This window comes from Azospirillum sp. A29 (assembly GCF_042604625.1).
Lineage (GTDB): Bacteria > Pseudomonadota > Alphaproteobacteria > Azospirillales > Azospirillaceae > Azospirillum > Azospirillum palustre.
The window spans coordinates 1528417-1554154 of sequence record NZ_CP170466.1; the positions used below are offsets into that span (position 1 = coordinate 1528417).

General features: G+C 67.5%; 28 protein-coding genes. 11 read left to right on the forward strand and 17 right to left on the reverse strand.

Annotated elements, in window-relative coordinates:
- Window positions 1-12: 12 nt before the first annotated feature.
- Window positions 13-1050, forward strand: coding sequence for a lysine-2,3-aminomutase-like protein (locus ABNQ38_RS22200; RefSeq protein ID WP_377808077.1), 1038 nt, complete (start codon window positions 13-15; stop codon window positions 1048-1050).
- 10 nt (window positions 1051-1060) lie between these two features.
- On the opposite strand, the gene ABNQ38_RS22205 is transcribed toward ABNQ38_RS22200, so the two are convergent.
- The 6 genes from ABNQ38_RS22205 to ABNQ38_RS22230 form a co-directional block, all read right to left on the reverse strand.
- Window positions 1061-1408 (reverse strand): GIY-YIG nuclease family protein, encoded by a 348-nt coding sequence (locus ABNQ38_RS22205; protein WP_377808078.1) that lies wholly within the window; start codon window positions 1406-1408, stop codon window positions 1061-1063.
- Between the two features lie 79 nt (window positions 1409-1487).
- A complete protein-coding gene (locus ABNQ38_RS22210; protein ID WP_377808079.1) occupies window positions 1488-2018 on the reverse strand; it encodes a tryptophan-rich sensory protein in 531 nt (176 codons plus the stop codon).
- A gap of 36 nt (window positions 2019-2054) precedes the next feature.
- Window positions 2055-3080 carry a DNA polymerase III subunit delta gene (holA, locus tag ABNQ38_RS22215; RefSeq protein WP_377808081.1) on the reverse strand — a complete coding sequence of 342 codons (1026 nt, stop codon included), beginning with the start codon at window positions 3078-3080 and terminating at the stop codon, window positions 2055-2057.
- Window positions 3081-3098: 18 nt separating this feature from the next.
- Window positions 3099-3665: an LPS assembly lipoprotein LptE gene (lptE, locus tag ABNQ38_RS22220; RefSeq protein ID WP_377808082.1), complete on the reverse strand. Its 567-nt coding sequence runs from the start codon at window positions 3663-3665 to the stop codon at window positions 3099-3101.
- Window positions 3658-6222: a leucine--tRNA ligase gene (leuS, locus tag ABNQ38_RS22225; protein ID WP_377808083.1), complete on the reverse strand. Its 2565-nt coding sequence runs from the start codon at window positions 6220-6222 to the stop codon at window positions 3658-3660. The genes lptE and leuS overlap by 8 nt, the downstream gene beginning before the upstream one ends.
- Window positions 6223-6294: 72 nt before the next feature.
- The gene (locus ABNQ38_RS22230) at window positions 6295-6834 is read right to left on the reverse strand and encodes a DUF3576 domain-containing protein (RefSeq protein WP_098740706.1); all 540 of its coding nucleotides are present in this window, start codon (window positions 6832-6834) and stop codon (window positions 6295-6297) included.
- A 335-nt stretch (window positions 6835-7169) separates the two neighbouring features.
- On the opposite strand from ABNQ38_RS22230, the gene ABNQ38_RS22235 reads away from it, so the two are divergent.
- The 3 genes from ABNQ38_RS22235 (at window position 7170) to ABNQ38_RS22245 (ending at window position 11215) form a co-directional block, all read left to right on the forward strand.
- Window positions 7170-8333: a porin gene (locus ABNQ38_RS22235; protein WP_377808084.1), complete on the forward strand. Its 1164-nt coding sequence runs from the start codon at window positions 7170-7172 to the stop codon at window positions 8331-8333.
- 330 nt (window positions 8334-8663) lie between these two features.
- Window positions 8664-9764, forward strand: coding sequence for a porin (locus tag ABNQ38_RS22240; RefSeq protein ID WP_377808085.1), 1101 nt, complete (start codon window positions 8664-8666; stop codon window positions 9762-9764).
- Window positions 9765-10126: 362 nt separating this feature from the next.
- Window positions 10127-11215 carry a porin gene (locus tag ABNQ38_RS22245; protein ID WP_377808086.1) on the forward strand — a complete coding sequence of 363 codons (1089 nt, stop codon included), beginning with the start codon at window positions 10127-10129 and terminating at the stop codon, window positions 11213-11215.
- Window positions 11216-11291: 76 nt separating this feature from the next.
- Here ABNQ38_RS22245 and ABNQ38_RS22250 read toward each other — a convergent pair whose 3' ends face one another.
- Window positions 11292-11876, reverse strand: a complete 585-nt coding sequence (locus tag ABNQ38_RS22250) for a hypothetical protein (protein WP_377808087.1) — start codon at window positions 11874-11876, stop codon at window positions 11292-11294.
- Window positions 11877-12044: 168 nt separating this feature from the next.
- Here ABNQ38_RS22250 and ABNQ38_RS22255 point away from each other — a divergent pair, with 168 nt between their 5' ends.
- Window positions 12045-12788, forward strand: coding sequence for a YggS family pyridoxal phosphate-dependent enzyme (locus ABNQ38_RS22255; protein WP_377808088.1), 744 nt, complete (start codon window positions 12045-12047; stop codon window positions 12786-12788).
- A gap of 24 nt (window positions 12789-12812) precedes the next feature.
- On the opposite strand, the gene ABNQ38_RS22260 is transcribed toward ABNQ38_RS22255, so the two are convergent.
- The 3 genes from ABNQ38_RS22260 to ribA form a co-directional block, all read right to left on the reverse strand.
- Window positions 12813-13376 (reverse strand): L,D-transpeptidase, encoded by a 564-nt coding sequence (locus ABNQ38_RS22260; protein WP_377808089.1) that lies wholly within the window; start codon window positions 13374-13376, stop codon window positions 12813-12815.
- Window positions 13373-14353 carry a hypothetical protein gene (locus tag ABNQ38_RS22265; RefSeq protein ID WP_377808090.1) on the reverse strand — a complete coding sequence of 327 codons (981 nt, stop codon included), beginning with the start codon at window positions 14351-14353 and terminating at the stop codon, window positions 13373-13375. Before ABNQ38_RS22265 ends, ABNQ38_RS22260 begins: the two co-directional genes overlap by 4 nt.
- 215 nt (window positions 14354-14568) lie before the next feature.
- The gene (gene ribA, locus ABNQ38_RS22270) at window positions 14569-15840 is read right to left on the reverse strand and encodes a GTP cyclohydrolase II (RefSeq protein WP_377808091.1); all 1272 of its coding nucleotides are present in this window, start codon (window positions 15838-15840) and stop codon (window positions 14569-14571) included.
- Window positions 15841-16131: 291 nt separating this feature from the next.
- Here ribA and ABNQ38_RS22275 point away from each other — a divergent pair, with 291 nt between their 5' ends.
- Window positions 16132-16650: a glycosyl transferase gene (locus tag ABNQ38_RS22275; RefSeq protein WP_377808092.1), complete on the forward strand. Its 519-nt coding sequence runs from the start codon at window positions 16132-16134 to the stop codon at window positions 16648-16650.
- A gap of 150 nt (window positions 16651-16800) precedes the next feature.
- The gene (locus tag ABNQ38_RS22280) at window positions 16801-17505 is read left to right on the forward strand and encodes a response regulator transcription factor (protein ID WP_377808094.1); all 705 of its coding nucleotides are present in this window, start codon (window positions 16801-16803) and stop codon (window positions 17503-17505) included.
- Window positions 17506-17529: 24 nt separating this feature from the next.
- Here ABNQ38_RS22280 and ABNQ38_RS22285 read toward each other — a convergent pair whose 3' ends face one another.
- Window positions 17530-18327, reverse strand: coding sequence for a hypothetical protein (locus tag ABNQ38_RS22285; RefSeq protein ID WP_377808095.1), 798 nt, complete (start codon window positions 18325-18327; stop codon window positions 17530-17532).
- Window positions 18328-18578: 251 nt separating this feature from the next.
- Here ABNQ38_RS22285 and ABNQ38_RS22290 point away from each other — a divergent pair, with 251 nt between their 5' ends.
- The 3 genes from ABNQ38_RS22290 (at window position 18579) to ABNQ38_RS22300 (ending at window position 21110) form a co-directional block, all read left to right on the forward strand.
- On the forward strand, window positions 18579-19466 hold the full coding sequence (locus ABNQ38_RS22290; protein ID WP_377808096.1) for an MBL fold metallo-hydrolase: 888 nt from the start codon (window positions 18579-18581) through the stop codon (window positions 19464-19466).
- A gap of 203 nt (window positions 19467-19669) precedes the next feature.
- Window positions 19670-20488, forward strand: a complete 819-nt coding sequence (locus ABNQ38_RS22295; RefSeq protein WP_377808097.1) for a YcbK family protein — start codon at window positions 19670-19672, stop codon at window positions 20486-20488.
- Window positions 20489-20528: 40 nt separating this feature from the next.
- Window positions 20529-21110 carry a histidine phosphatase family protein gene (locus ABNQ38_RS22300; RefSeq protein WP_377808098.1) on the forward strand — a complete coding sequence of 194 codons (582 nt, stop codon included), beginning with the start codon at window positions 20529-20531 and terminating at the stop codon, window positions 21108-21110.
- A gap of 57 nt (window positions 21111-21167) precedes the next feature.
- Here ABNQ38_RS22300 and xth read toward each other — a convergent pair whose 3' ends face one another.
- Together xth and ABNQ38_RS22310 are read right to left on the reverse strand one after the other, a co-directional pair.
- Window positions 21168-21962 (reverse strand): exodeoxyribonuclease III, encoded by a 795-nt coding sequence (gene xth, locus ABNQ38_RS22305; protein ID WP_376958086.1) that lies wholly within the window; start codon window positions 21960-21962, stop codon window positions 21168-21170.
- 10 nt (window positions 21963-21972) lie between these two features.
- Entirely contained in the window at window positions 21973-22656 is a 684-nt protein-coding gene (locus tag ABNQ38_RS22310; protein ID WP_377808099.1) for a fumarylacetoacetate hydrolase family protein, read from the reverse strand.
- A 414-nt stretch (window positions 22657-23070) separates the two neighbouring features.
- Here ABNQ38_RS22310 and ABNQ38_RS22315 point away from each other — a divergent pair, with 414 nt between their 5' ends.
- A complete protein-coding gene (locus ABNQ38_RS22315) occupies window positions 23071-23565 on the forward strand; it encodes a MarR family winged helix-turn-helix transcriptional regulator (RefSeq protein ID WP_244592894.1) in 495 nt (164 codons plus the stop codon).
- Between the two features lie 170 nt (window positions 23566-23735).
- Here ABNQ38_RS22315 and ABNQ38_RS22320 read toward each other — a convergent pair whose 3' ends face one another.
- From ABNQ38_RS22320 to ABNQ38_RS22335, 4 genes are read right to left on the reverse strand one after another with little or no spacing between them, the layout of a single operon-like run.
- Window positions 23736-24185, reverse strand: coding sequence for a hypothetical protein (locus ABNQ38_RS22320; RefSeq protein WP_377808100.1), 450 nt, complete (start codon window positions 24183-24185; stop codon window positions 23736-23738).
- On the reverse strand, window positions 24182-24739 hold the full coding sequence (locus ABNQ38_RS22325) for a hypothetical protein (RefSeq protein WP_377808101.1): 558 nt from the start codon (window positions 24737-24739) through the stop codon (window positions 24182-24184). Before ABNQ38_RS22325 ends, ABNQ38_RS22320 begins: the two co-directional genes overlap by 4 nt.
- 13 nt (window positions 24740-24752) lie before the next feature.
- Window positions 24753-25220, reverse strand: coding sequence for a hypothetical protein (locus ABNQ38_RS22330; RefSeq protein ID WP_174473298.1), 468 nt, complete (start codon window positions 25218-25220; stop codon window positions 24753-24755).
- A 26-nt stretch (window positions 25221-25246) separates the two neighbouring features.
- Window positions 25247-25738 carry a hypothetical protein gene (locus tag ABNQ38_RS22335; RefSeq protein ID WP_377808102.1) on the reverse strand — a complete coding sequence of 164 codons (492 nt, stop codon included), beginning with the start codon at window positions 25736-25738 and terminating at the stop codon, window positions 25247-25249.

Below are 25738 nucleotides of genomic sequence, written 5' to 3' on the forward strand. Positions count from 1 at the left end.
CGGGAAAGAGCGATGAAGGCCCTGCACAGTGTTTCCGATCTGGTGGCCGCCGGGCTGATGACACCGGAGGCCGGCGATGCCGTGCGTACGGTCGCCGACCGCTATGCCGTGGCGCTGACCCCGTACCTGCGCGAGACGCTGGCCGGACGCATGGATCCGCAGGATCCCCTCTATGCCCAGTACGTGCCCTCCCCGGCCGAGGCGTACAGCATGCCGGAGGAACTCAAGGATCCCATCGGCGACGTGGCGCGCAGCCCGGTGAAGGGCATCGTTCACCGCTATCCCGACCGGGTGCTGCTGAAGCCGCTGCACGCCTGCGCGGTCTATTGCCGTTTCTGCTTCCGCCGCGAGATGGTCGGCCCGGGCGGCGAGGCGCTGACCGCCGACGAGATGGAGGCCGCTCTGGCCTATATCCGCGATCATGAGGAGGTGTGGGAGGTCGTCGTCACCGGCGGCGATCCGCTGCTGCTGTCGCCGCGCCGGCTGCGCGGGATCGTCCAGGCGCTGTCGGCCATGCCGCATGTCGGTGTCGTCCGTCTGCACAGCCGCATTCCCGCCGCCGATCCCGACCGTGTCACGCCGGAACTGGTGGAGGCGCTGATCGCCCCGGACCTCGCCACCTGGGTCGCCGTCCACATCAACCATGCCGACGAACTGACCCCGCCGGTGCGGGCGGCCCTCGCCCGGCTGGTCGAGGCCGGCATCCCGCTGGTCGGCCAGACCGTGCTGCTGAAGGGCGTCAACGACAGCCATGCCGCGCTGGAGGCTCTGTTCCGCGGGATGGTGCGCAACCGGGTGAAGCCCTATTACCTGCACCATCCCGACCTTGCCGCCGGCACCAGCCATTTCCGCCCGACGCTGGCGGAGGGGCAGGCACTGGTGACCGGCCTGCGTGGGAGACTGTCCGGCCTGTGCCAGCCGACCTACGTGCTCGACATTCCCGGCGGCCATGGCAAGGCCCCCGCCGCCCCGGCCTGGATCGAGGAGCAGGGCGAGGGCGGCTATCGCGTGACCGACTTCACCGGCCGGGTTCACGACTACCGCGGCTGAGCGCTCGCCCTCAGATCGCTTCCGCCCGCAATGCCGCGACCCAATGGGCGACCCGCCCCTTCAGGGCGGCGGCGCGGGCGAAGGCAAGCTCTTCATCCTCCAGCGGCTCGACGATTTCGAACGCCAGCGACTCGGCGCCATGGGTGTTCCACGCCGCTTGCAGGCTGCGGTGCGGGCAACCGCCCATCTTCAACTGGAACCAGAGGCGGTTCTGGATCTTGTCGAGGTCCGGCGCGCCGCCCACCCATACCGCACCGGCGGCCCCGCAACGGACGGCGAAGACGCCGGCCACGCTTTTGCGCTCCTTGTAGGCGGCCAGCGCCGCCTTGCGATTCTCTTTCCCAGCCGTAGCCGCCATAGCCTTCGTTCCCCCGCGGGTTATCAGTCCCGACTGATTATACCCGGGTGATATTCCGCGCAAGGTTTTTATCCGGGTATTATCCCCAAAGGGCCGGAGTCCCGAACAGCGGATCGGGGTTGATGAGGGCGTTGTGGATGCCGACCACCGAGGCGAAACCGGTCCACAGGATCAGCGGCGTCCAGATCAGCGCGATGCTCCGGTCATCCCGCGCCACCAACGCGATGCAGATCGACGTGATCACGAAGAAAGAGACTGTCCAGGCCGCGGCGAGGATCGAACTGCCCAGCGTGAAATAGACGAGGCTGAAGGTGGCGTAGATCGCCCAGGTCACCGCCTGGAGGCCGATCAGAAGCCCGCGGCTGCGGAGCCGCCGCGCCGGGTCGATCAGGCGGATGTCGCCCCAGATCTGGAAAACGTTCAGCGTGAACCACATCACCGGGAAGATCCAGCCCGGCGGCTGCAGGGGCGACGGGTGGTGTCCGGCAAAAGGCTGTCCGCCCCGCTCGACGAAGCCCCAGGCGTTGACGATGACCCAGAACAGTAGGGGTTGCCACCAGCGGACCCGGAAGGGGGCGGGCGGTGGCGCGGTGTAGGTGGCGTCGCTCATGCTCCGCCAGATAGCGCGCCGCCCCCAACGGTCAAGTCAGCGCCGGGCTCCCAGCGAGGCGAGCTGGAACAGCACGCGGGCGCACAGGGTCTCGTCCGGCATGTTGGTGCGCTTGCAGTCGGCCTCGGCATCCACCAGCCGTTCCAGCGCCTGCCGGACATGGTTGGGCGACCAGTGGCGCGCCTGCCTGACCAGCCGGGTCTTCAGCTTGAAGAAGACCGGCGGGCGCAGCGACTCGACGGCGGCCTCCGCCGACTTGCCGGCAGCGACCTGGGCGGTGAGCAGTTGCAGACGCTGGAAATGGCGCTGGGCGCCGCGCAGGATCGGCACCGGCGAGGTGCCCTCGGCGAACAGGCGCGCCAGCGAACGGTCGAGCGTGGCGAAGTCGCCCTCCGCCGCCGCCCACACCGGCTCGTCCATCGACAGGGCGGCGCTGTCGCCGATGCAGGCCTGGGCATCCTCCAGCCGCACGCGCTTTTCGCTGCCCATGTAGAGCGCCAGCTTTTCCGCCTCGCCGCGGGCCACCATGCGGTCGCCGACGAGATTGCCGGCCAGGAAGCTCAGCACGTCGGGATCGGCGGTCAGCCCATGGCCTTGCAGGATGTCGGCGATGACGCGGCCGAGCGACGCCTCCTCTTCGACATAGCAGGGGATGGCGGCGGCGGCATCGTCCCCCTCGAACAGAAGCCGCAGCTTGGAGCGGGCCGAGAGGTCGCCCGACTCGACCACCACCAGGCTGTCGCCCGGCGGCGGATTTTCCAGAAAGGCGGTAAAGGCGGCGGTGGCGTTGTCCTCGGCATCGCGAACGCGGATCAGGCGCCGGCCGCCGGTGAACGAGATCGCCGCCGCCTCGTCCGCCAGCCGCGCCGGATCGTCGGCGATGGCGCGCCCCAGGAACTCGGCGACGCGGAAGGGGTCGGACAGGTCCGGCACCACCGTCTTGCCCAGCGTCTGGGCGCGGTCGCGGACGAGCCCCGAGTCGGGACCATAAAGCAGCACCGCCCGAACCTTGCGGTCCGGGCTGCGCAGAAAACCGTCGATTGCCTTGGGCTGGAGCTTCACCCGTGCATCCCCGGCCGGTCAGGACCCGCGGCCGAGAAACATGGCGACGCGGGTGGTGATGTCGTTGGAGATGTCTTCGAGCGCCCGGTCATAGGCGTTCTGCACCGTCGCGATGGCGGCGTAATGCTGCTCCAGCGTGTTGTAGCTGACCATAGAGCGCGAGCTGGACTGGAACACCACCTGCCCGGTCTGGGTATCGGTCAGCCGGTAGGGGGCGTTGACCAGCAGCTGGGCGCGCACTGCGGTGGCGTCCTTCTGCAAGGCCAGCTTCTGTTCCGACGCCGACAGCGACACATCCAGACGGTAGCGCGGATTTCCTGGCCGCTCCGACGGATAGAAGTTGTCGATCAGCAGGTTGCGGAGCTTCTGCCCTTCCCGGTTGGGGATCGACGCGATGTCGACCTCCATCAGCCGCTCGGACGCGGCGGCCCCGATGCCCTTGCCGCCATAGAGCGGCTGGAACCCGCAGCCCGAGAGCGACACGGCGGACAGGCCGAGCGCGAGGGCGAAAAGCCCCCGCGCCATGACCTGACGGAGCGGGCTCCGGCGGAACGGGCCCTGGCGGATCGATCTGGGATCAGACAACGACATTGATCACCCGGTTCGGGACGACGATGACCTTGCGCGCCGGCTTGCCGTCCATGGCGCGCTGGACGTTGACGTCGGCAAGCGCCGCCTGCTCCGCCGCATCTTTGTCCATGTCGCGCGGCAGCTCCAGCGTGGCGCGCAGCTTGCCGTTGACCTGGACCGCGACTTTGACGCTGTCCTCCACCACCAAGGCGGGGTCGGCCTCCGGCCAGGGCTGGTCGGCCAGCAGGCTGCTGTGGCCCAGCTGCGCCCACAGCTCCTCGCCCAGATGCGGCATCATCGGACCGACGAGACGGACCAGCGACTCGAATCCCTCGCGCAGGACCCAGCCCTCGCCTTCGCCCTTACCGTCCAGCTCGCCGAGCGCGTTGGACAGCTCGCGAACGCGAGCGACCGCCTTGTTGAAGCGGAACTTGTCGAGATCCTCAGACACGCCGGCGATGGTCTTGTGGACCAGGCGACGGGCGGCTTCGGCCTTGGGGCCAAGCGACTCGGGCTTCGGCGCGCCGGCGGCCGGCAGGTCCGCCTCGGTCATCATCCGCCACAGGCGGTTGATGTAACGCCAGGCACCGTCGATGCCGGCCTCGGTCCATTCCAGATCGCGTTCCGGCGGGCTGTCGGACAGCATGAACAGGCGGGCGGCGTCGGCGCCGTAGGTGCCGATGATGTGCGCCGGATCCACCACGTTCTTCTTGGACTTCGACATCTTCTCGACGCGGCCGACATTGACCGGCGCGCCGGTGTCGGCTCGGACCCAGTCACCCTTGTCGTTCTTCGTCAGGTCGGTCGGGGCCAGCCAAGCGCCGGTGCCGGAGTCTTTGTAGGTCTCGTGGTTGACCATGCCCTGGGTGAACAGGCCGGTGAACGGCTCGTCCAGGTTCAGGTAGCCGCAGGTCTTCAGCGCGCGCGTCCAGAAGCGGCTGTAGAGCAGGTGCAGGACCGCATGCTCGATGCCGCCGATATACTGGTCGACGCCCAGCCAGTAATCGACCGCCTCGCGGGTGAAGGCCGCATCCTCGGTCTTCGGCGAGCAGAAGCGGGCGAAATACCAGGACGACTCGATGAAGGTGTCGAAGGTGTCCGTCTCGCGCAACGCCGGCTTGCCGCACTGGGGGCAGCCGGTGTGCTTCCAGGTCGGATGGTGATCCAGCGGGTTGCCGGGCTTGTCGAAGGTCACATCCTCCGGCAGCACGACCGGCAGCTGGTCGTCCGGAACCGGAACGATGCCACACGACTCGCAATGGATGACCGGGATCGGGCAGCCCCAATAGCGCTGGCGCGACACGCCCCAGTCGCGCAGGCGGTACTGGGTGGTGCGCTCGCCCTGCTCCGCCGCCTCCAGCCGCTTTCCGGCCTCCTCCTTCGCCAACTCGGTGTCGAGTCCGTCGAGGAAGGCGGAGTTCCGCAGCACGCCGGGACCGGTGTAGGCCTCGGTCCCGACCTCGAAGGTCGCTGGGTCGGCATCGGCCGGGATCACCACCGGGCGGACCGGCAGACCATACTTACGGGCGAAATCCAGGTCGCGCTGATCATGCGCCGGGCAGGCGAAGATGGCGCCCGTGCCGTATTCCATCAGCACGAAGTTGGCGACGTAGACCGGCAGCTCCCAGGACGGATCGAAGGGATGCACGACCGTCAGCCCGGTGTCGAAGCCGCGCTTCTCCGCCGTCTCGATCACTTCCTCACTGGTGCCCAGCCGGTTGCACTCGGCGATGAACTCGGCCAGTTCCGGGCTGGACGCGGCCAGCTCGGCAGCCAGCGGGTGATTCGGTGAGATCGCGGCGAAGGAGGCGCCGAACAGCGTGTCCGGGCGGGTGGTGAAGACCTCCAGATCGTCCTCGCGCCCCTTGATCTTGAAGCGGAAGCGGACGCCGGTGGACTTGCCGATCCAGTTCTCCTGCATGATGCGGACGCGCTCGGGCCAGCGGTCCAGCGTCTCCAGGCCCTTCAGCAGGTCTTCGGCATAGGCGGTGATCTTCAGGAACCACTGCGACAGCTTGCGCTTTTCCACCAGCGCGCCGGTGCGCCAGCCGCGGCCGTCGATCACCTGCTCGTTGGCGAGAACGGTGTTGTCCACCGGGTCCCAGTTCACCCAGGATTCCTTGCGGTAGGCGAGGCCCGCCTTCAGGAAATCCAGGAACATCTTTTGCTCGTGGCGATAATACTCCACGTCGCAGGTGGCGATCTCGCGGTCCCAGTCGATGGACAGGCCCATCGTCTTCAGCTGCCCGCGCATGGTCGCGATGTTCTCGCGCGTCCAGGCGGCGGGATGGACCTTCTTCTCAAGCGCGGCGTTCTCGGCGGGCAGGCCGAAGGCGTCCCACCCCATCGGGTGCAGGACGTTGAAGCCCTTGGCGCGCTTGAAGCGCGCGATCACGTCGCCGATGGTGTAGTTGCGGACGTGGCCCATGTGGATGCGCCCCGACGGATAGGGGAACATCTCCAGCACGTAGTATTTGGGCCGGGAGGCGTCCTCGCGCGCGGTGAAACAGCCCTTGCTGTCCCACACGCCCTGCCACTTCGCCTCGGTTTCCTTGACATTGTAACGCGACATGAGCGCGACGCCGTTTTCCGTTGTACCAGATGCTCGAAAGGCCGGGATGCCAGCCCGGACCGGCCGCCCGTGTCAGCGGGCGGCGGCGTTCTGCGCCACGCGAAGCTGGCGGGCGCGGGTCAGCACCGCGTCCTCCAGGGTGCCGGCGGTTTCCGGCCCGACAGTGATGTCGCGCCAGTCGTTGCCGGTCCGCTGCTGCTTGAACACCGACACCCGGACGCCATCGGCGCGCAGCTGGCGGTCCATGATGTAGAGGTTGACCTTGAACCGTTCGTTCGGCGAATCGGGCGGGGTGTACCAGTCGGTCAGGATCACGCCGCCGAACGGATCGGCCGAGGCGATCGGCATGAAGGACAGGGTGTCGAGCGAGGCGCGCCACAGGAAGCTGTTCACGCCGATGCCCCCGGCCGTGTCCTGGTCGCCGCCACGCTTGTTCTTGCCGAACAGGTTCAGACCGCCGTCGGTGCCGAGCAGGCTGCCGAACTTGTAGTCCTTGTTCTTCATCTGCTCTTCGACGGTTTCGGTCTTGCCGCCCCAGCTTGCGCAGCCGGCGATCGAGACGGAAGCCGCGAGCAGTACAGGGACAAGGCGAAGGGCGGTCGAACGGCGCATGGTCGGGAACCCGGTTTAGAAAAGGGGTTGCCGCGCGCGAGTCACGCGCGGAATGCCGGTGAACAGACCATAAGTGGACGGCACCACGCAACAGCGGAAGCGTCTTTGCCTCACCCCGTCACAACAGGACGACAACAGGCGAAGCCTGCCGGGTTGCACTGCGGCGGGCTCGCCAAGGGGGTCCTTCTTAGTGTGCCCCGTGCGACACACTGTCCCCCCAATGCAGCAATCCCGGAGATTTGCCGCTTGCTGGCGAGGGCGGGGGTGCGTACGAAAGTCTCAGCCAGGACGTCAACCAGGCTGAAACATCTGCTGCCAGGATGGAGGCAAAAATCATGACCCGTTATCTGCTGGCCGGCGCTGCCGCCGCTGCTCTCGCCCTCGGCGCTGGCGCTGCCAACGCCCAGGCCAAGTTCGAAGTCAAGATCGGCGGCGACGCCTACTTCGAAGCCGGCTACGTCGATCAGGATCTGGACTCCGGCCTGCGTTCGACCGAATTCCGCAACCGCATGCGCATCAACATCATCCCGTCCGCCAAGGCCGACAACGGCCTGGAGTACGGTGCGCGTATGCGTCTGCGTGCCAACGCTGGCACCAACAACGCCCGCAACACCGACGCCGACCGCGCTTACATCTTCGCGCAGGGCTCCTTCGGTCAGGTCCGCCTCGGCGTGACCAACTCGTTCAACGACGAGACCTACACGACTGCCCCGCTCGACTACCTGCCGCTCGGCATCTACGACGCGCTGCCGGCCTGGATCGGCACGACTGCCAACGGTCTGAACACCGGCGCCGCCCCGACCGTCACCAACGGCAACACGATCATCACCCAGTCGCTGGTGGCGGAAGCCAACTCGACCAAGATCGTGTACTTCTCGCCGCGCTTCGCCGGCCTGCAGATCGGCGCCAGCTACACCCCGCGTAACGACAGCTCGGCCACCGACGTCAACCGCGTCAAGCCGGTTGGCACGTTCGCCGCTGGCGGCGCTGGCACCTACACCGACATCGTTGAAGTCGGTGCCAACTACAACAACACCTTCGGCGGCGTGACCGTTAAGGCCAGCGCCGGCTACAACTGGGGCCGCGCCGTCGACGACGTCGTCGGTTCCAACTACAAGGATCTAAACGCCTGGCAGGCTGGCGCTCAGGTTGGCTACGCCGGCTTCGCCATCGGCGGCGGCTACATCGACTACGGCAAGTCGGGCCAGAACAAGCGTCCGGGCGTTGCCACCGAGAACACCCGCAACTGGGTTGTCGGCGCTCAGTACACTGCCGGCCCGATCGTTGTCGGTGCCAACTACAAGAACGGCAAGGACGCCGGTTCGTTCTTCACCGCCGGCGACCGCGAACTGCAGGTCTACGAAATCGGTGTCGGCTACACCGTCGCTCCGGGCCTGACCGTCCAGGCTCAGTACGACCACTTCAAGCTCGACAACGACGCCTCGACCCGCGACGACAAGGGCGACGTCGTCCTGGTCCGCTCGGTCCTGGCGTTCTAATCGATCTTTCGATCGAACGTCCGGCAACGGATGGAAAGGGCGGTGGCTTCGGTCACCGCCTTTTTTCTTGCCCACGCCTTTCCTTTGCCAACTTTCTAGGCAAGCCGCCTGATTTTCGTCCCAACCAAAGAGCAAAATTCAGCCACTCTTGGATTTTTTAATCATTCCAACCTGTTATGAGTGTGTTTTTGTTGCAACTGTGTTGCGAATGCGAAAGCGCGCCGCAGTTTGCCTCTTGCCGGAGTAATTGGAGAGCGGTTAAGTCTTGCGTACAAAGACAACCGACCGCTCCCGGCCAAAACGGGGCGTACGCATAAGGATGGATAATCCATGAAGCGCTCTCTCGTCATCGGCTGCGCCGCCGTTGCCCTCGCCGCCGGCTGCGGCACCGCCTCGGCCCAGTCCAAGTCCAAGTTCGACATCCTGCTGGGCGGCGACGCCTTCTTCCAGGGTGCGTATGTCGACCAGGACAACGACAACAACCTGCGCAAGACCGAATTCGCCAACCGTTTCCGTCTGACCGTCACCCCGACGGCCAAGGCTGACAACGGCCTGGAATACGGCGCCCGCCTGCGTCTGCGCGCCGCCGGCGGCACCAACAACAACCGCCAGACCGACGCCGACCGCGCCTACATCTTCGTGAACGGTTCCTTCGGTTCGGTCCAGGCCGGTGTCGTCAATGGCCCGTCGGACGATTCGGGTGTCATCGGCCCGAACGTCGACGGCATCTCGGGCAGCCCGGACGGCTGGGTGTTCAACTATTACGGCGTGACCTCGCTGCCGTACGTTGTCGGTTCGCTGCGCACGCTCGAGTCGGGCGACGCCAGCACGAAGATCGTCTACTCGACCCCGAGCTTCGCCGGCTTCAAGCTGTCCGCCGCCTACACCCCGACCTACGGCAGCAGCAACACCAACATCGAGCGCCGCAAGAACGTCACCTACAACGACATGGGTGAAGTTCAGGCCTACTATAAGGGCGCCTTCAGCGGCGTTGGCCTGGAAGCCAGCGTTGCCTACCAGTTCGCCCAGGCCCCGACCGGCTTCGAAGACCTGTCGTCGGTCCACACCGGCGCCACCGTCACCTTCGGCCCGTTCGCCATCGGCGGCAGCTATGCCTTCAGCGGCGACAGCGGCTACCGCAAGGGCCACACCGGCGTCGACGACAACCAGGTCTGGCTGGTCGGTGCCCAGTACACCATCGGCCCGGTCATCCTGGCCGCCACCTACACCGACGCCAAGGGCGCCAACGTCGGCACCGGCGCCTTCTCCGCGGCCGACTACGCCCGCGCTCACGTCTACCAGGGCGGCGTGACCTACGCCGTGGCCCCGGGCCTGACCACGGGTCTGGAGTACAGCTACGTCGACAACAAGTCCGGCGGTCGCAACAACGACGCCAACATCGTTCTGTGGGACACCCGCTTCTCCTTCTAAGGGACGGGTTCCTGGCAGCAAACGTGAAGGCGGCGGAGAAATCCGCCGCCTCTTTTTTTGTCCATTTTCCAGTCAACAGGCAGGTCGGAGCGTGCCGAACGGGAATCCGCCCCTCCCTATCCAAAATAGGTACCTCTTTGTCTCAAGAACCCTGACCGCCACACTCAATTAATCGGCAAGTATTTGATATATGGATTTACATGATCCGGAGTCCCGTGTTTTTCCCGCCACTGTTCTCGGAATGAGGTGACTTCCATCCCTGCCGTCACTTGTCGGAGTACCGGTAGCGGGACTAAATCTGGGGTCACAAGATACCGCTCGCGCCCCAACCTGACGGGACGCATGCACCGAGGATGACATCCATGAAGCGTTCTCTCGTCATTGGCTGCGCCGCCGTTGCTCTCGCCGCCGGCTGCGGCACCGCTTCTGCCCAGTCCAAGTTCGACATCCTGCTGGGCGGCGACGCCTATTTCCAGGGCGCCTATGTCGACCAGGACGACAACACCGGCCTGCGCAAGACCGAGTTCGCCAACCGCTTCCGCCTGACCATCACCCCGACGGCCAAGGCCGACAACGGCCTGGAATACGGCGCCCGCCTGCGCCTGCGCGCCGCCGGCGGCACCAACAACAACCGCAGCACCGACAGCGACCGCGCGTTCATGTTCGTGAATAGCGGCTTCGGCACCATCCAGGCCGGCGTTATCAACGGCCTGTCGGACGAATACGGCATCATCGGCCCGAACGTCGAAGGCATCGAAGGTTCGCCGGACGCGCAGTTCCTGAACTACTATGCGAACGCCAACGGCGCGCCCTATGCGCTGGGCAGCCTGCGCACGCTGGAGTCGGGCGACGCCAGCAGCAAGATCATCTACCTGACGCCGAGCTTCGCCGGCTTCCAGGTCGGCGCCGCCTACACGCCGGTCTATGGCAGCAGCAACACCGACATCAACCGCCGCAAGAACAGCACCGCCTATCGCGACATGGGCGAGGTCCAGGCCACCTACAAGGGCGAGTTCGGCGGTTTCGGCCTGGAGGCGAGCGCCGCCTATCAGTTCGCCAAGGCGGCCAGCCAGCTTGAGGATCTGTCCTCGGTCCATGTCGGCGCCAACGTATCCTACGCCGGCTTCAAGGTCGGCGGCAGCTACGCCTTCAGCGGCGACAGTGGCTATGCCAAGGGCACCCGCGGCGTGGACGACCAGCAGGTCTGGATTGTCGGCGCCAACTACGATTTCGGTTCGGTGATCCTGGCCGCCACCTACACCGACGCGAAGGGCATCGACAGCAACTTCGCCGGCCTGAACTCCCGCGCCCATGTCTGGCAGGCCGGTGTGACCTACACCGTTGCGCCGGGCCTGACCACGGGTCTGGAATACAGCTATCTCGACAACAAGGTCGGCGGCGTGAACAACGACGCCAACATCGTGCTGTGGGATACCCGCTTCGCCTTCTGAGCGGCAGAGTTCCAACGGCGGATACGAAAAGGGCGACGGAGCAATCCGTCGCCTTTCGTCGTTTTCCGGGACCGGCTTATTTCTTGGGAGCCGTTTTGCCGTCCTTGTCGGTCGTGTCGCACAGCATGAACAGCACCGACGACTCTAGCGGCGTCCAGACCAGCAGGTAGCGCTCCTTGTCGCGGTCGCCGAGGAAGACGATCGTCTCCGAATCGGCGACGGACTTGGGATGGATCTCGCCGAGCAGGTAGCCCATGCGGCCGTAATTCGCCATGGTCCCCTGGAAGATGAAGTCCAGCCGCTCCTGATCGTCCTTCGCGACCTCCCAGCCGAACTGTTCCTGTCGCACGCAGCGGCGGCCGTATTCGTCCAGGACCTTGTCCATGAAGCTGCGATAGGTGCCGTCGTCGGTCAGCGGGTAGGCCGGCTCGCTGAAGCGGACCTTGGTCATCGGCGACCCCAGCATGACCTTGGCCTTGCTCTGCTTGGCGCCGGGCTTCGCCGGGGCGGCGGCCTTGGGGGCCTGCTTCGGATGCTCTTCGGCATGGGCGGGGCTGGCGGCGGGAACGGCGATGCACCAGACGGCCACTGCGGCGGCGAACAGGCCGGTAGGGACGGCCGGCGTCAGGGCGGAGAGCAGGGAACGAAACGGACTCCGCATGCGGAGGTCTCCTCGATATGCAAAACGATGACGATACCCGCGCCGGCGATCCGCCGGCGATGTGGATGCGTCGGGCATGGTCGCTTGGGGCGCTTGCGTTTCCGCGGACCGTCCGCTAACACGCCGCGGAAGCGCTGTACACCCGCAGCGACCGGATTGGGGGCGGCCATGACGACGACGCAGGGCACTGGCAAAGATACGCAAACCGGCGCCGAAGCAGGCGGTTCCACGGTGGCGGACAGCGTGACGGCACGGCTCGACTCGGTGCGGCGTGCCATTGCGGAGACGGAAGCCGCCTGCGGGCGAGACAAGAACGTCGTCACTCTGGTCGCGGTGTCGAAGACCCATCCGGCCGAAGCGGTGGAAGAGACGCTTGCCGCCGGCCAGCGCGTGTTCGGCGAGAACCGCGTGCAGGAGGCCAAGGGCAAGTTCCCAGCGCTGAAGGAGCGCTTCCGCGACCTGGAACTGCATCTGATCGGGCCGCTCCAGACCAACAAGGTCAAGGACGCCGTCGCCCTGTTCGACGTGATCCAGACCCTGGACCGTCCGAAGCTGGCCGAGGCGCTGGCGGAGGAAATGGCAAAGTCCGGCCGCCGGCCGCGCTGCCTGATCGAGGTGAACACCGGCGAGGAGCCGCAGAAGGCGGGAATCGCCCCGGCGGAGGTCGAGGCCTTCCTGGTCGACTGCCGCGACCGGCTGGGGCTGCCGGTCAGCGGGCTGATGTGCATCCCGCCGGTGGACGAGGAGCCGGCCATGCATTTCGCCCTGCTGGCCGAGATGGCGCGACGGCTGGGTCTGCCGGAAATCAGCATGGGCATGAGCGGCGATTACGAAACCGCCGTCCGCTTCGGCGCCACCCATGTGCGGGTCGGTACGGCGATCTTCGGTGCGCGTCCCTACCCGGCCCAGTAAGCGCCTCAACAGCGGGCGGCAGCATCAGGCACCCGGGTCGGCAACGCTGAGCGCGCTGCCCGGCCCGCAATCCTTCAGCAGCCGGAGCATGTCCTCGGGCGCCAGGGCGACGCAGCCCGCAGTCGGCGTCCGGTCGGGGCGGACGAGGTGCAGGAACACGGCACTGCCCATTCCCGGCATCACCGGATCGTCATTGTGCCCCATCACCACCACGATGTCGTAGACGTGGTCGTCCCGCCACATCTCCTCATGGCTGGCCGGATAGGGGCGGACGACAGGCCGGTTGTAGGCGGGATCCTCCGGCGCATCGCACCAGCCATCCTGCTCGGTGATGGGGTGGAGCGGCAGCCTGGTCTCCGGCGGCGGCAGCCGGTCGGCGCGCCACAGCACGCGGCGCAGCGGGAACCGGCCGACGGGGGTGGCGCCGTCGCCCTCCCGCTTGTCGGGGCGGACACCGCCGCGGCCCAGTACGCAGGGCGCCTCCCCGCCCGGCCAGCGCAGGCAGCCAGTGGTGACCGGACCGACGCCGTCGGGTCCGACCTTGTCGGTGCCGGGGCGATCCGGCGTCACACCGATCTCGATGCTCATCCCGACACCCGCGTGGTGCTGGTGGCCGCCTGCGCCGCTTTGCGCGACTGCTCATACTTGGCCAGATTGCGCATCATCGTCTCCGACAGCATGTCCGGCGTGACCGGAGCCAATCCGGCAGCCGGTGGTGCGGGCGGCGCTGCATCTCCCGGCTGGGCGGGGGCCGGCTGCCCGGTGCCGGCCTGCGGCTGGCCGCCATTGGCCGCCGTCGCACCGATGGCGCGGGCGGAGGCGGTCACCGCTCCCGGAACCGGCGCCGCATAGCGGGGGGCGCTGTGCTTCGCCAGAGCCGAACTGGCCAGCGGGGTGTCGCGCGCCGGCATCTTGCTGCGGTGCGGTGCGGCACCCGCGGCCAGCTGCGCGGTGAGGGCCGGCGAGGTCTCCGCGGATGCGGCTTTGGCAGCGGCCGGCGACGCGGCGGCAAGCCGGATCGGCTGTCCGGTGGCGGCGGGAGCCGGCGACGGTGCAGACGCGAGGTCGGCCGGCTTGGCGGCAGCCAGCACCGCGGCAAGCCCGGCGGCAGGCGCCTGCTGCGGCTCCGCGGGGGAGCCGGACGCCACCGGCCCCCCCGAGGCGTCCGCAACGGCGGTGGAGGCGGCGGTGGAGGCGGCGGGATGGTCACCTCCCCCAAAGCCGAGCGAGGCCATGACCGTTTCACCCACATCCTGACCCGTCGCCTGTTCCATCACCGCGTTGGCGATGGACGCCATGCCGCCGATCACGCCGCCATACAGCATGTCGCCCATGATCCGCATGGATGGCTGGATGGTGTCGCCGGTGATCTCGCGATAGACGGTGCTGACGATCGGGATGTGCTGCAGCGGGTTGATGATGTCCAGGAAGTCCCAGAAGGACATTTCGCCCTGGATTTCCACCGGACCGCCATTGTGGCCGTCGTTGATGACCGGCGACGCCTTCTCGCGCGGCACCGCACGCGGAACGACGCTGCTGTCGATGGTGGTGGCGTCGATGGCCATGGGCGGTCTCCCGGCTCGGTGGTCACGGCAGGTACAGCAAGCGCCGTGCCAAGCCCCCATGCCCGAACCGGGGCGGAATCACCCGTTTCGGGAGGATCCGGACGGTCGCACCCGGAATCCGATTCCCAGCACCGCATGGACGGTAGGCGGGGCGGCAAGAACTGCCGGGCCGGCATGGCGATTCCTGCCTCGCCGGCTCAAGCTGGGCTGAAGGCTCAGAACATGTGGCCGCTGCGTTCCGCCTTGGTGCGGAGATAGGCCTCGTTGTGGCCGTTGGCGGGGAAGATGTGGGCCACGCGTTCCACCACGGCGATGCCGCAGCGGGCGAGCTGGCGCAGCTTTTCCGGGTTGTTGGTCATCAGGCGGACGGAGTCGAAGCCCAGCTGCCTCAGCATCTCCGCCGCCGGCAGATAGACGCGCTCGTCGGCCTCGAAGCCGAGGATTTCGTTGGCGTCCACCGTGTCGAAGCCGCGGTCCTGGATGCGGTAGGCGCGCAGCTTGTTGACCAGCCCGATGCCGCGCCCCTCCTGCGCCAGATACAGCAGCACGCCGCTGCCCTGCCGGGCGATCTCGGCGATGGCGCCGCGCAGCTGGTCGCCGCAGTCGCAGCGCAGCGACCCCAGCAGGTCCCCGGTGAAGCATTCCGAGTGCAGGCGGGCCAGCACCGGCTGCGCCGGATCGGGCTCACCGATGACGATGGCCAGATGCTCCGGCCCGCCGTCAGCCGGGCGGAAGGCGTAAATGCGCGTGTTCTCCGACCCGACCAGCGGCACCCGCGCATCGGCGACGCGGCGCAGGGTCCGCACCACATGCACGCGGTAATCGGCGACGTCCGACGCCCGCACCAGCAGCAGGTCATGCTCCGCCGCCCACTCCGCGGCGCTGACCGCTGCCTCACCCGGGACCGCCCCACCAGACGACGGCAGGTCGGCGGTGATGGCAGCGGGCAGCAGACGGGCCAGCCGGGCGAGGTCCACCGCGGCGGCCTCGCGGCTGCCGGGGCAGGCCTCGGTGGCGGTCAGGCCGGCCGGCAGCGCATCCTGGGCCTGCGGATATTGTTCGGGATCGGCCAGCGCATGGGCCTGGTCGGCCGTCAACCCGTCGGGCCGGTCGAGCGTCATGGCGCCGAATGCCTCCGCCGCCGCACCGGGCGCCTGATCGTCGGCGATGTCGCTCACCGGCTGCGCCGCGCCGGCGGCGGCCAGCCCCAGCACGACGGCGCGGCGGCGGGTGACCGCCAGCCGGGGAGTGCCGCCGGTCAGCGCCTTCAGCCGGTCCACCGTGTCGAGCGCCACCGACTCCACAGAGACCGCGGCGCCGACGGTGCCGTCGGCCGTCTCGATCGCCACCACCTCGCCCCGGCGCAGGGCGGCCAGAGCCCGGTCGACGGCCCGCACAGCGGCCTCGTCGATCGGAGCCGCTTTGGGAGCTGCCGCAGGCGCGGACAGGGTGACCGTGTTGGTGGCGGAGGAGTGTTCGGCTTGCATCGTCAGCGGCTTTGCGTAGCGGGTGCGCCGGCTCCGGCGCGAAAACGGGACATGGTGCGTTCGGCGGGCGAAGCAAAGCGCAGGTGGCGCGCCCCTGTCCAGCGATTCCCGCGCGCCACACCGTTGCCGAAGGCGCAACGATCCCGCCAGCCTGCCCGGCCCGGGAGTCCTTCGGGACCGGATCGGGACGGAATGCCGGACGGAGTCGGCACCTCCAACGGGCTGCTCCGCCGCCGGAACCCCGGGCGTTAGGATGACAGCCACAGCCCTTCAACCGGGAGCCCTTCCCCCGTGACCACCCGTTCGACGCCCCCTGAACAGCCCGCCTCCGTGCATCTGGTGATGCCTGCCGATCTTCCGGCCGACGCCTATGGCCGCCGCATGGTCGAAGCGCTGCGCACCGCCGGGGCCGGCATCACCATCCATGCCCTGCCCGGCCCGCACCCGCAGGTCGACCCGTCGGCGATCCTGGCGGCCGACGTCGCGCTGGCACGGCTGCCCGACGGCGCTCCGGTCCTGCTGGACGGAAACGCCCTGGCCAATCTCGCTGCCAGCCTGCCGGCCGACAGCCGACGCCTGCGCTTCACCGCGCTGGTCGAGCGCCTGCACTGGGCGGACCCCGCGCTGCCCGCCGATGAGGCCGCGGCCCGCCGCAATCTGGAACAGGGGGCGCTGGCGCTGATGCGCCGCATCGCGGTGCCGGACGACGCGGTCGCCGCCACCGTGCGGGAGTTGGGCGTTCAGCCCGACCGGATCGTCCGTGCCGATCCGGATGCGGAGGGGGCGGCGGCACTGCTGGCGGTTCTGTGAGGGCCGTCGCGGGGGCCGCGGCCCCTCTCGCCACAAGCCATCACGACAATCCACCGGCGCCATGCTACTAAGGCGCGGCCCCGGCACCGCCGCCGACGGCATCCGCCTCCCGGTCCCGTGCCGCAGCCCCGTGCAGCCCCCATACAGCCCATGACCATCGCAAAGCGCATCCTCCTAGTCGATGACGACACCGCCCTGCGCCAGTCGCTGGCGGAGCAGCTTCGGCTGCTGGAGGAGGTCGAGACCGAGGAAGCGGGCGACGGCGCCGGCGCACTGAAGGCGGTCCGCGCGGCGGCCGGGGCGGGGACCGCCTTTTCCGCCATCCTGCTCGATGTCGGACTGCCGGACATGGACGGGCGCGACGTGTGCAAGCTGCTGCGGCGCGAGGGCGTGCGCTGCCCGGTCATCATGCTGACCGCGTCGGCCAGCGATGCCGATACCATCCTGGGCCTGGAGTCCGGCGCCAGCGACTATGTGACCAAGCCCTTCCGCCTGGGGGTGCTGATCGCCCGACTGCGTGCCCAGCTGCGCCAGTTCGAGCAGACGGAGGACGCGGTCTTCGCCATCGGCCCCTACAGCTTCCGCCCCGGCGCCAAGCTGCTGCTGGACGAGGCCGCCAACCGCAAGATCCGCCTGACCGAGAAGGAAACGGCGATCCTGAAATACCTGTACCGCGCCGGCGATCTGGTGGTCGGGCGCGAAACCCTGCTGGGGGAGGTCTGGGGCTACAACGCCGCGGTCACCACCCACACGCTGGAGACCCACGTCTACCGCCTGCGCCAGAAGATCGAGGCCGATCCGTCGAATGCCCGCATCCTGGTGACGGAGCCCGGCGGCTATCGGCTTGTGCCCTAGCCACCGACCGACTGAGGCCGCCGCTCACCGTCCGACGGGGGCCAGCCCCCGCCGGCTTCCCCGTTCGGCAATGGTGACCTCGCCGGCGAAACCCAGCCAGCGGTGACGCTCGCCCGCCTGGGGCTTGGCATTGGGCCTGACGTGGAGCTTGGACTGGTGGTTGCTCAGCCGGGCGGCGCCCAGGCCGCAGGCGGACGGACCGACCCACAGCCCGCGGCCGCGCGGCACCACCGGCAGCAGCCGCAGCTTGCGCCCGACAATCGCCATCCGGCGGCGCCAATGGGCAACGTCATGCGGCGAAACGCCGACCCGGCGCGCGATCTCGCGATCCGACAGCAACGCGCTGCCGGGGTCCTGCAGCAGTTCCAGAACGGCACGCCGCTTGTCGGTGTCGGCATGGCGGGAGTGCTTGCGCTCCAGCGCCTTGCCCATGTCCCACAGCTTCTCCGCGGTTTCGCGCGCCAGGGTGCGCCAGCGGTCGGCCTCCTCGCGCTGGCGGTCGGCATCGCCCGCCGCCTTGTCGAGCTGCCGACGCAGGGTGGCGAGTTCCAGCTCCAGATCCTTCACCTGCCGGCGCAGACCGCGGACCAGCTCGTCCGGCGGCGGCGGCGGAGCCGGTGCGGGGGCAGGTTCGGACGGGTGGACGGTCGGCGGCGGTTCGGGAGCGGGCGACACCGGCGTGCGTGCGCGCTCCGCCAGATCGCGGAAGGACAGCCCGGCACGGGACAGCATGATGCGGGCGGCGCGCAGTGCGGACAGCGCCTCGCCCTGATGCTCCGACTCGGCCATGGCGAGGACTTTGGCGAGCTTGTCAGGATCCATCCGCGTCGGGTTCCGCCGGAGCCGGTCCCCACCCGCGCGGGGACCTGGGAGAAGTCATGCCGCGCACCACGCGACGAGGCCCCAACCTACCACATCTTATGGGTTTGGACAGATGCCCTTCGTAGGGTGGCGACTCGCGACAGGCCGCGTTCGAAAGCCTTGGGTGCCATCCGTGGGAGTCGCCCGGAAGGGAAAAGGGCGGGAGAGATTTACTAGACTTGGACAAGCTTGGCAGCCACGATGGCGCCGCCATGACCGTTCGTTCCACCATCAATCCCGCGCAACCGCCAGCCCAGGACGGGGCCGGCGGCGTCTCCCCCTTTGTCATGCGCTTCTGGGGGGTGCGCGGCAGCATCGCATCGCCCGGCCCGGCAACCGTGCGCTATGGCGGCAACACCGCCTGCATCGAGGTTCGCTGCGGCGGCACCCACATCGTCTTCGATTGCGGCACCGGCATCCGGCCGCTGGGCGAGTCGCTGTCGCGCGAGGGCGGACCGGTGGACATCGACCTGCTGCTGACCCACAGCCATCTCGACCACATCAGCGGCCTGCCTTTCTTCGCCCCGGCCTTCGATCCGGCCAGCCGGATTCGGCTGTGGGCCGGCCATCTGCCGCCGGAGCGGCCCTTCCGCACCGTGCTGGCCGACATGATGACGGCACCGCTGTTCCCGGTGCCGGTCGAGATCTTCCGCGCCGACTGCCAGTTCCGCGATTTCCAGGCCGGGCAGACGCTGGAGCTGGCACCGGATGTCGTGGTGCGCACCTGCCGCCTCAATCATCCCGACGGCGCCACCGGTTACCGGGTGGAGCATGGCGGCCGCAGCCTGTGCATCCTGACCGATACCGAGCATCCGTCCGAGGGCCGCGATCCGGTGATCCTGGACCTGCTGCGCGGTGCCGATCTGATGGTGTATGACAGCACCTACACCGACGCCGAATACCCGTCGCGCGTCGGCTGGGGCCATTCGACCTGGCAGGAATGCCTGCGGCTGGCCGAGGCCGCCGGGGTCGGCCGCGCGGTGATCTTCCACCACGATCCCGCCCGCACCGACGACGCGCTGGACGTCATTGCGGCAGAGGCGGAGGCGATGCGCCCCGGTTCGCTGGTCGCCCGCGAAGGGATGGAGTTGTCCCTCTAAGAACCGGCACGGTTCTTACCGGTTGAATCCTCAACAATCAGATCTACTGAGCAAAAGCGCTTGTGCGTGTTCAATACGCCACAGGTTGCTTTGTCACACTGGCCTCCTGTGACAATCTTGGTATTAGATCGGTGTGCAATCCCGCCTGGATTGGGGCGGGTGGGGTCGTTGAAGCGTGCAAAGCTCGGGGGAAAGCGATGCGCATGACCGGTCGTGCCTTGGGGATGCTTGCCGTGCTGACCGTCGCGACGCAGCTTGGCGGCTGCGCCACCACACCGCCGCTGGAAAGCGCGAAGCTGGACGGCGACCCGCGCAGCGTGGTGCTGCACCATCCCGCCAGCGGCGAGACGACGTCAGTCACCTACTGGCGTCCCGGCGACGGATACGATCCGGCCGCGATGCGCGAGATCGCCGTCCTGTTCCGCGACCGCCGCAGCGACGAAGTGATCCCGGTCGATCCGGCCCTGGTCGACATGCTGGTGGAACTGCGCCAGCGCGTCGGCGCCCTCCCTGAGTCGCCGATCCGCATCACCTCGGGCTACCGGTCGAGCGCCAGCAACGCCAGCCTCGCCCGCACCAACCCGAACGTCGCCGAGAACTCCTACCACATGCGCGGACAGGCGGCCGACTTCTCCATCGCCGGCATCCCGCCATCGCGTCTGGCGGAGGAGGCAGCAGCGATGCAGCGCGGCGGCTACGCGATGTACGCCCACACCGGCCATGTCCATGTCGACACCGGCCCCTTCCGCACCTGGACGCCGAAGACCGGCGAGCCGCGCGCGCCGCAGATCCTGGAGGCGCAGGCCCGTGCCCGCGCCAGGGCCCAGGCGCTGGCCCAGAAGAGCGTCGGCAAGGGCCGCGTCCAACTGGCCGATGCGGGGGCCAAAGCGGGCAAGCCGCCGGCCAAGCCGGCCAAGGCTCCGGGGAAGTCGGCCGCCCTCGCGCCGCCCGATCTGTCGCGCGTCCGTGTGGCCCTGGCCCAGGTGAAGGAAATGCCGGTGCAGAAGACGGCGAAGCGCTAAACTGCCGGCGCATCCCCGTCATCCGCGTCCCGGTACCGTCATGACCACCCTGCTGATCCTCCGCCACGGCCCGACCGCCTGGAACGCCGAAGGGCGCATCCAGGGCAGCATCGACGAGCCACTGTCCGACGCCGGCCGCGCACGGGTCGCCCGCTACCGCCTGCCGTCCGAGTCGGCCGGACTGCGCTGGGTCGCCAGCCCGAAGCGCCGGGCCTGGGAAACCGCCCTGCTGCTCGGCCTCGATCCCAGACCGGAACCGCGGATCGTCGAGATGGATTGGGGCGAGTGGGAAGGCCAGCGCACCGAGGATCTGCGGGCCAACGGCCGTATGCCGGTCCGCCACGACCGGCTGGGGCTGGACTTCAAGGCACCCGGCGGTGAAAGCCCGCGCGAGGTGCAGGTCCGCCTGCGCTCCTGGCTCGCCGATCTGGCGGCGGAAGGGCATCCGACCGGCGCCGTCGCCCACAACGGCATCCTGCGTGCGCTCTATGCGCTCGCCACCGGCTGGGACATGCGCGACGCCCCGGCGGAGGAACTGCGCAACGGCTGCGCCCACCTGTTCCGGTTGGCCAAGGACGGCACGCCGGAACTGCTGCGGTTGAACATCGGCCTGCTCGGGTAAGGCTTTACCGGAGCGAGGGGGCGCGACCGCCCCCTCCCCCCGTCAGGCAGTCAGCCATCAGACATCCAGATCGACGATCACCGGCACATGGTCCGACGGCTTGGGTTCCCAGCCGCGGGCATCGCGCAGCACCTTGATGCCTTTCAGCGCGCCTTCGAGCGGCGGCGTCACCCAGATATGGTCCAGGCGCCGGCCGCGGTTGGAGGCGGCCCAGTCCTTCGCCCGGTAGCTCCACCAGGTGTAGAGCTTCTCCTCCGGCGGAACGAAGCGGCGCAGGGCGTCGACCCAACCGGCCGAAGCCTGCATCGCCGCCAGCTTCTCGACCTCGATGGGCGTGTGGGAGACCACGGACAGCAGTTCCCTGTGGCTCCAGACATCCTGCTCCAGGGGCGCGATGTTCAGGTCGCCGACCAGCACCATCGGACGGTCGGGCGTCCGTTCCGTGCTGAGCCAGTGGGTCATCTCGTCCAGGAACTGGAGCTTGTGGGCGAACTTGTCGTTCACCGCCGGGTCGGGGATGTCGCCGCCGGCCGGGATGTAGACGCTGTGCAGCTCGATCCCGCCCGGCAGATGGGCGAGGGCGTGGCGGCAGTCCTGCTTGCCGCACCAGTGCTGGACGTCGTGCGAAGAGAAGGGCAGGCGCGACAGGATGGCGACGCCGTTGTAGCTCTTCATCCCGTGGATGTGGGCGTGGACATAGCCGCGCTCCGCCAGCGGGCCGAGCGGGAAGTCAGCGTCCACCACCTTGGTTTCCTGCAGGCAGATCACGTCCGGCTGCTCCTCCTCCATCAGGCGGAGGAGGAGGTCCAGACGCATGCGGACCGAATTGATGTTCCAGGTCGCGATGCGCATCGGCGGCGGCTCAGGCGATTGTCAGGGTCAGGGTGCCGACGCCCTCGACCGCACCGGTCAGCACATCGCCGGCCACCACCGCGCCGACACCCTCCGGCGTGCCGGTGTAGATCAGATCGCCCGGCTGCAGTTCGACCAGCTCGGACAGGTAGGAGATCGTCTCCGCCACCGACCAGATCAGGTCGGACAGGTCGCCCTTCTGCCGCGGCTCGCCATTCACCTCCAGCGTGACGGCACCCTTGGCGGGGTGGCCGATGTCGGCGACGGTACGGATTGCGGAGCAGGGAGCCGACTGGTCAAAGCCCTTGCCCATGTCCCAGGGCTTGCCTTCCTTCTTGGCGGCGTTCTGCAGGTCGCGCCGTGTCATGTCGAGGCCGACGGCATAGCCGAACACATGCTCCAGCGCCCGGTCGACCGGGATGTCGCGGCCGCCGGTCCCGATCGCCACCACCAGTTCGATCTCGTGATGCAGGTTGGCGGTCTTCGACGGATAGGGGATGGTGGCGCCGTCGGCGACGATGGCATCGGCCGGCTTCATGAAGAAGAAGGGCGGCTCACGGTCGGGATCGGCACCCATCTCACGCGCATGGGCGGCATAGTTGCGGCCGACACAGTAGATACGCCGCACCGGGAACGGATCGCCGCCCGTGACGGGGACGGCAGGCTGGGACCACAGGGGAATGGCGAAGGCCATGGCATCGGCTCTCTGGTTGGGACACTGTCGAACAGCTAACCCGAAAGCCGGCAACGGACCAAGCGCCCAACCATCCGCCCTGCCCTGCAAAGCGCTCCGGCGTGCCGGGGCCGAGGTTCGGGGCGGGTCCGTCTGGAAACGAAGACGCCCGGTCTGGGGGGGACCGGGCGTCGGAAGCTCCGATTCGGGAACCCGCGCGCGGCAGGGGAAACCGCAGGGCGGGCGATCGGCGTCGAATCGGCGTCGATCACTTCTTGACTCTTCAAGATGGAATTTGTGCGCGCTCCCACCAATACGCCAGACGCATATCTGGCATGCATAGCCTATCGCCTGTGCAGTTCTTGCTGACAAACGAAAGCCATACCCGCATTTTATCCGTTCATCCGATAATTCACCCAAAATATGGCATCCACGGTGACTGACAACGAGCGTTCCACCCCCGCCGACCGGCGGTCGCGTCTGCGGCCCGGAAAGAACGGCAAGCTTGCCCTCGGCCCCCTTCCTGAGCTCGTGGGGTACAACCTGCGCAAGGCTCAGGTCGCGGTGTTCCAGAGCTTCCAGAACGCGGTCGCTCCGCATGACATCACGCCCGGCCAGTTCGGCGTGCTGATCATGATCCGGGAGAATGAAGGCCTGTCGCAGTCCGATCTGGGCACGGCGGTCGGCATCGACCGGTCGACAATGGTCGCCGTGATCGACCGGCTCGAGTCGCGTGGCTTGGTCGTCCGCGCCCCGTCGCCCAACGATCGCCGCTCCTACGCGCTGCGCCTGTCGCCGGAAGGCCAGACGCTGATGGACGACCTGATCCCACGCGTCCAGGCTCATGACCAGGGCATGGTCAAGGACCTGTCTCCGGAAGAGCAGACGCAGTTCATCGACTTCCTGCGCCGCGTGTCGCGGTCGAAGTAAGAGGCGAGGCCCCTTCCGTTCCAGGCACCGGAAACGACTGACAGCCCGCCCCGCACCGGCAATCGCCAAGTGCTGGGCGGGCTTTTCTATTGTGTCAGGAAACGACCCGGGAACTATGTCCGCCGCGCCGAACCGGCCGACCGGAGCATTCGGGATCCAGCCGCGAGGCGTCAGTCCACTTCGTTCGCGGTCAGGAACATCGCCTTCGACAGGGCGGCGAAGAACTGCTGATAAGGCTCGGCATCCGATACTGCGACCAGATTGTATTGCGCGCTCGCCCGCACCGCCATTTGGGTCTTACCGCGTGGGCGAACCGTAACCGTCATGCGCATGGCATAGCCGGACAGCTTGGTTCCGCTGATGATGCCCAACTGCTCATCGGCTTTATCGATGACGAAGCCGAGATCCTGAAGACTACTGATTACCGTGCGAATAGTCAGGTTACGGTCGCTGGTGTCGAAAGCCCGCGTCTGGATCGCGCGCAGCTCAACCTGGCTCTTGTCGACGGCCATCACCTGTTGCTTCGAGTCCGTCTGGCATCCGCCAAGCGAAAGCAAAGCCAACCCGAGTGCCATGACCCCAGCGCGGACCGACAAATTCCGGCGATCGGTCATGCTCATATCTGGTGCGCCTCAAGAAAAACAGATTGCGAGAGCTTTTCGAAGAACTGCTGATGGATTTCGGGCTTGTCGATCGTCTCGACGCGCGAAACCTGATTCTTCGTGTTCCAAATCACACGCTGGAAAGTCGCACGGACGATGATGCCGCTTCGATCGCCTGTCGGCCGCGTCACGATGGAGATCCTGATCTTCTGATTGGCGTCCCACACCGGGTCCGCACGGCCTCCCATGGCCGCAACCAGGAGAGCAAAGAAGACCTGCCCGGCAACCTGTCCTGACTCGACCGCATCGCGGTCCTTGGAGGCGACGATCAACCCGGCCTTGAGGTTGGTTTCCTCGGTGGTAAAGCCGAGGTCCTGCAGCACACCGGCACAAGCAGCGAGGATGTTCCGTTCATCGGTCGTGTCGAAGCGCCGGGTCTGCATCTGACGCTGCCCAAGACTCTCGGCCGCCAGCGTAAGCGCAGCGGTCTGCTGCTGCTGCGTTCCTGACGTCTGCTGGCAGCCCGCCAACACCGATAGGATCAGGACGGATGCGACGACCCGGCACTTCATGCTGCCGCTCCGGTCAGAAGCTGCTGGAGCGATACGAAAAATCGCGAACCCGGCTGCCCTCGTCGAATTTGACGATCACCGTCAACGTCCGCTGCGAGGTGCTGCGGGCGCCCGCGGAGCCGCTGACGCCGGCGCCGCCCAAGGCACCGCCAATGCCGGCGCCAATCGGACCACCGCCCAGAATCAGTGCGTTCACGCCACCGCTGCTGGACGAGTACGCCGTCTCCGTCGAGATCTTGTCATAGACCCAATTCTCGCGGCGGCGGTCGTCCGTCGTCACCATGTTGGGCGAACCAAGCACCTCGACGACTTCCGCACTCGTCATGCCGATGCGGATCTCGCGCTGCACCTTGCCGACGGTCAAGCGATCCGCATCCTGTGCCTGACGGACAGCGGCGGCATGCTCTCCAGCCGTCTGGCAACCGGCCAGCAGCGCCGAGGCAAGCCCCATCACGACCAACGTGCAATTCTTGAAGAGCATGGAAGGAGACCTCGATCTGAAGTGGATTACGGCTTGGCAGTCGTTTTCGATGCGGTATCCGCCACCGGCGGAACATCCTCTTCACTGCCCAGTTCGAGAGCGGTCAGGAACATTGCTTTTCCCAGCGGCTCAAAGAACAGATCCTTGTAAAAAGCCGGATCGTCCACCTGACTTTCCACCCCAAGGTTCATGACCACGGCGTTGGAGCGTATGATCATACGGGAAGGACCGCGCGGATAAACCGTGGCTGTCATGCGAAGCTTGGCCAGCTTGCTGGCCGAAACCGTTCCGGCAGCCGGCTCGACCTTGTCGACCCCATAGCCAAGATCTTGGAGTGTGGCGATCACGGTCCGCAGGGCTTTGTTCTGATCGGAAGTTTCGAATGCACGCGCCTGCATTGCCCTCAATTCGACGGGGCTTTTCTTGCTGAGCACGATTTGCGGTTGAGTGTTGGTCTGACAGCCTGCGACCGCGAGCGCCATGGCGCCGAAGATCGCAAGGCGGATGCTCTTGCTCAA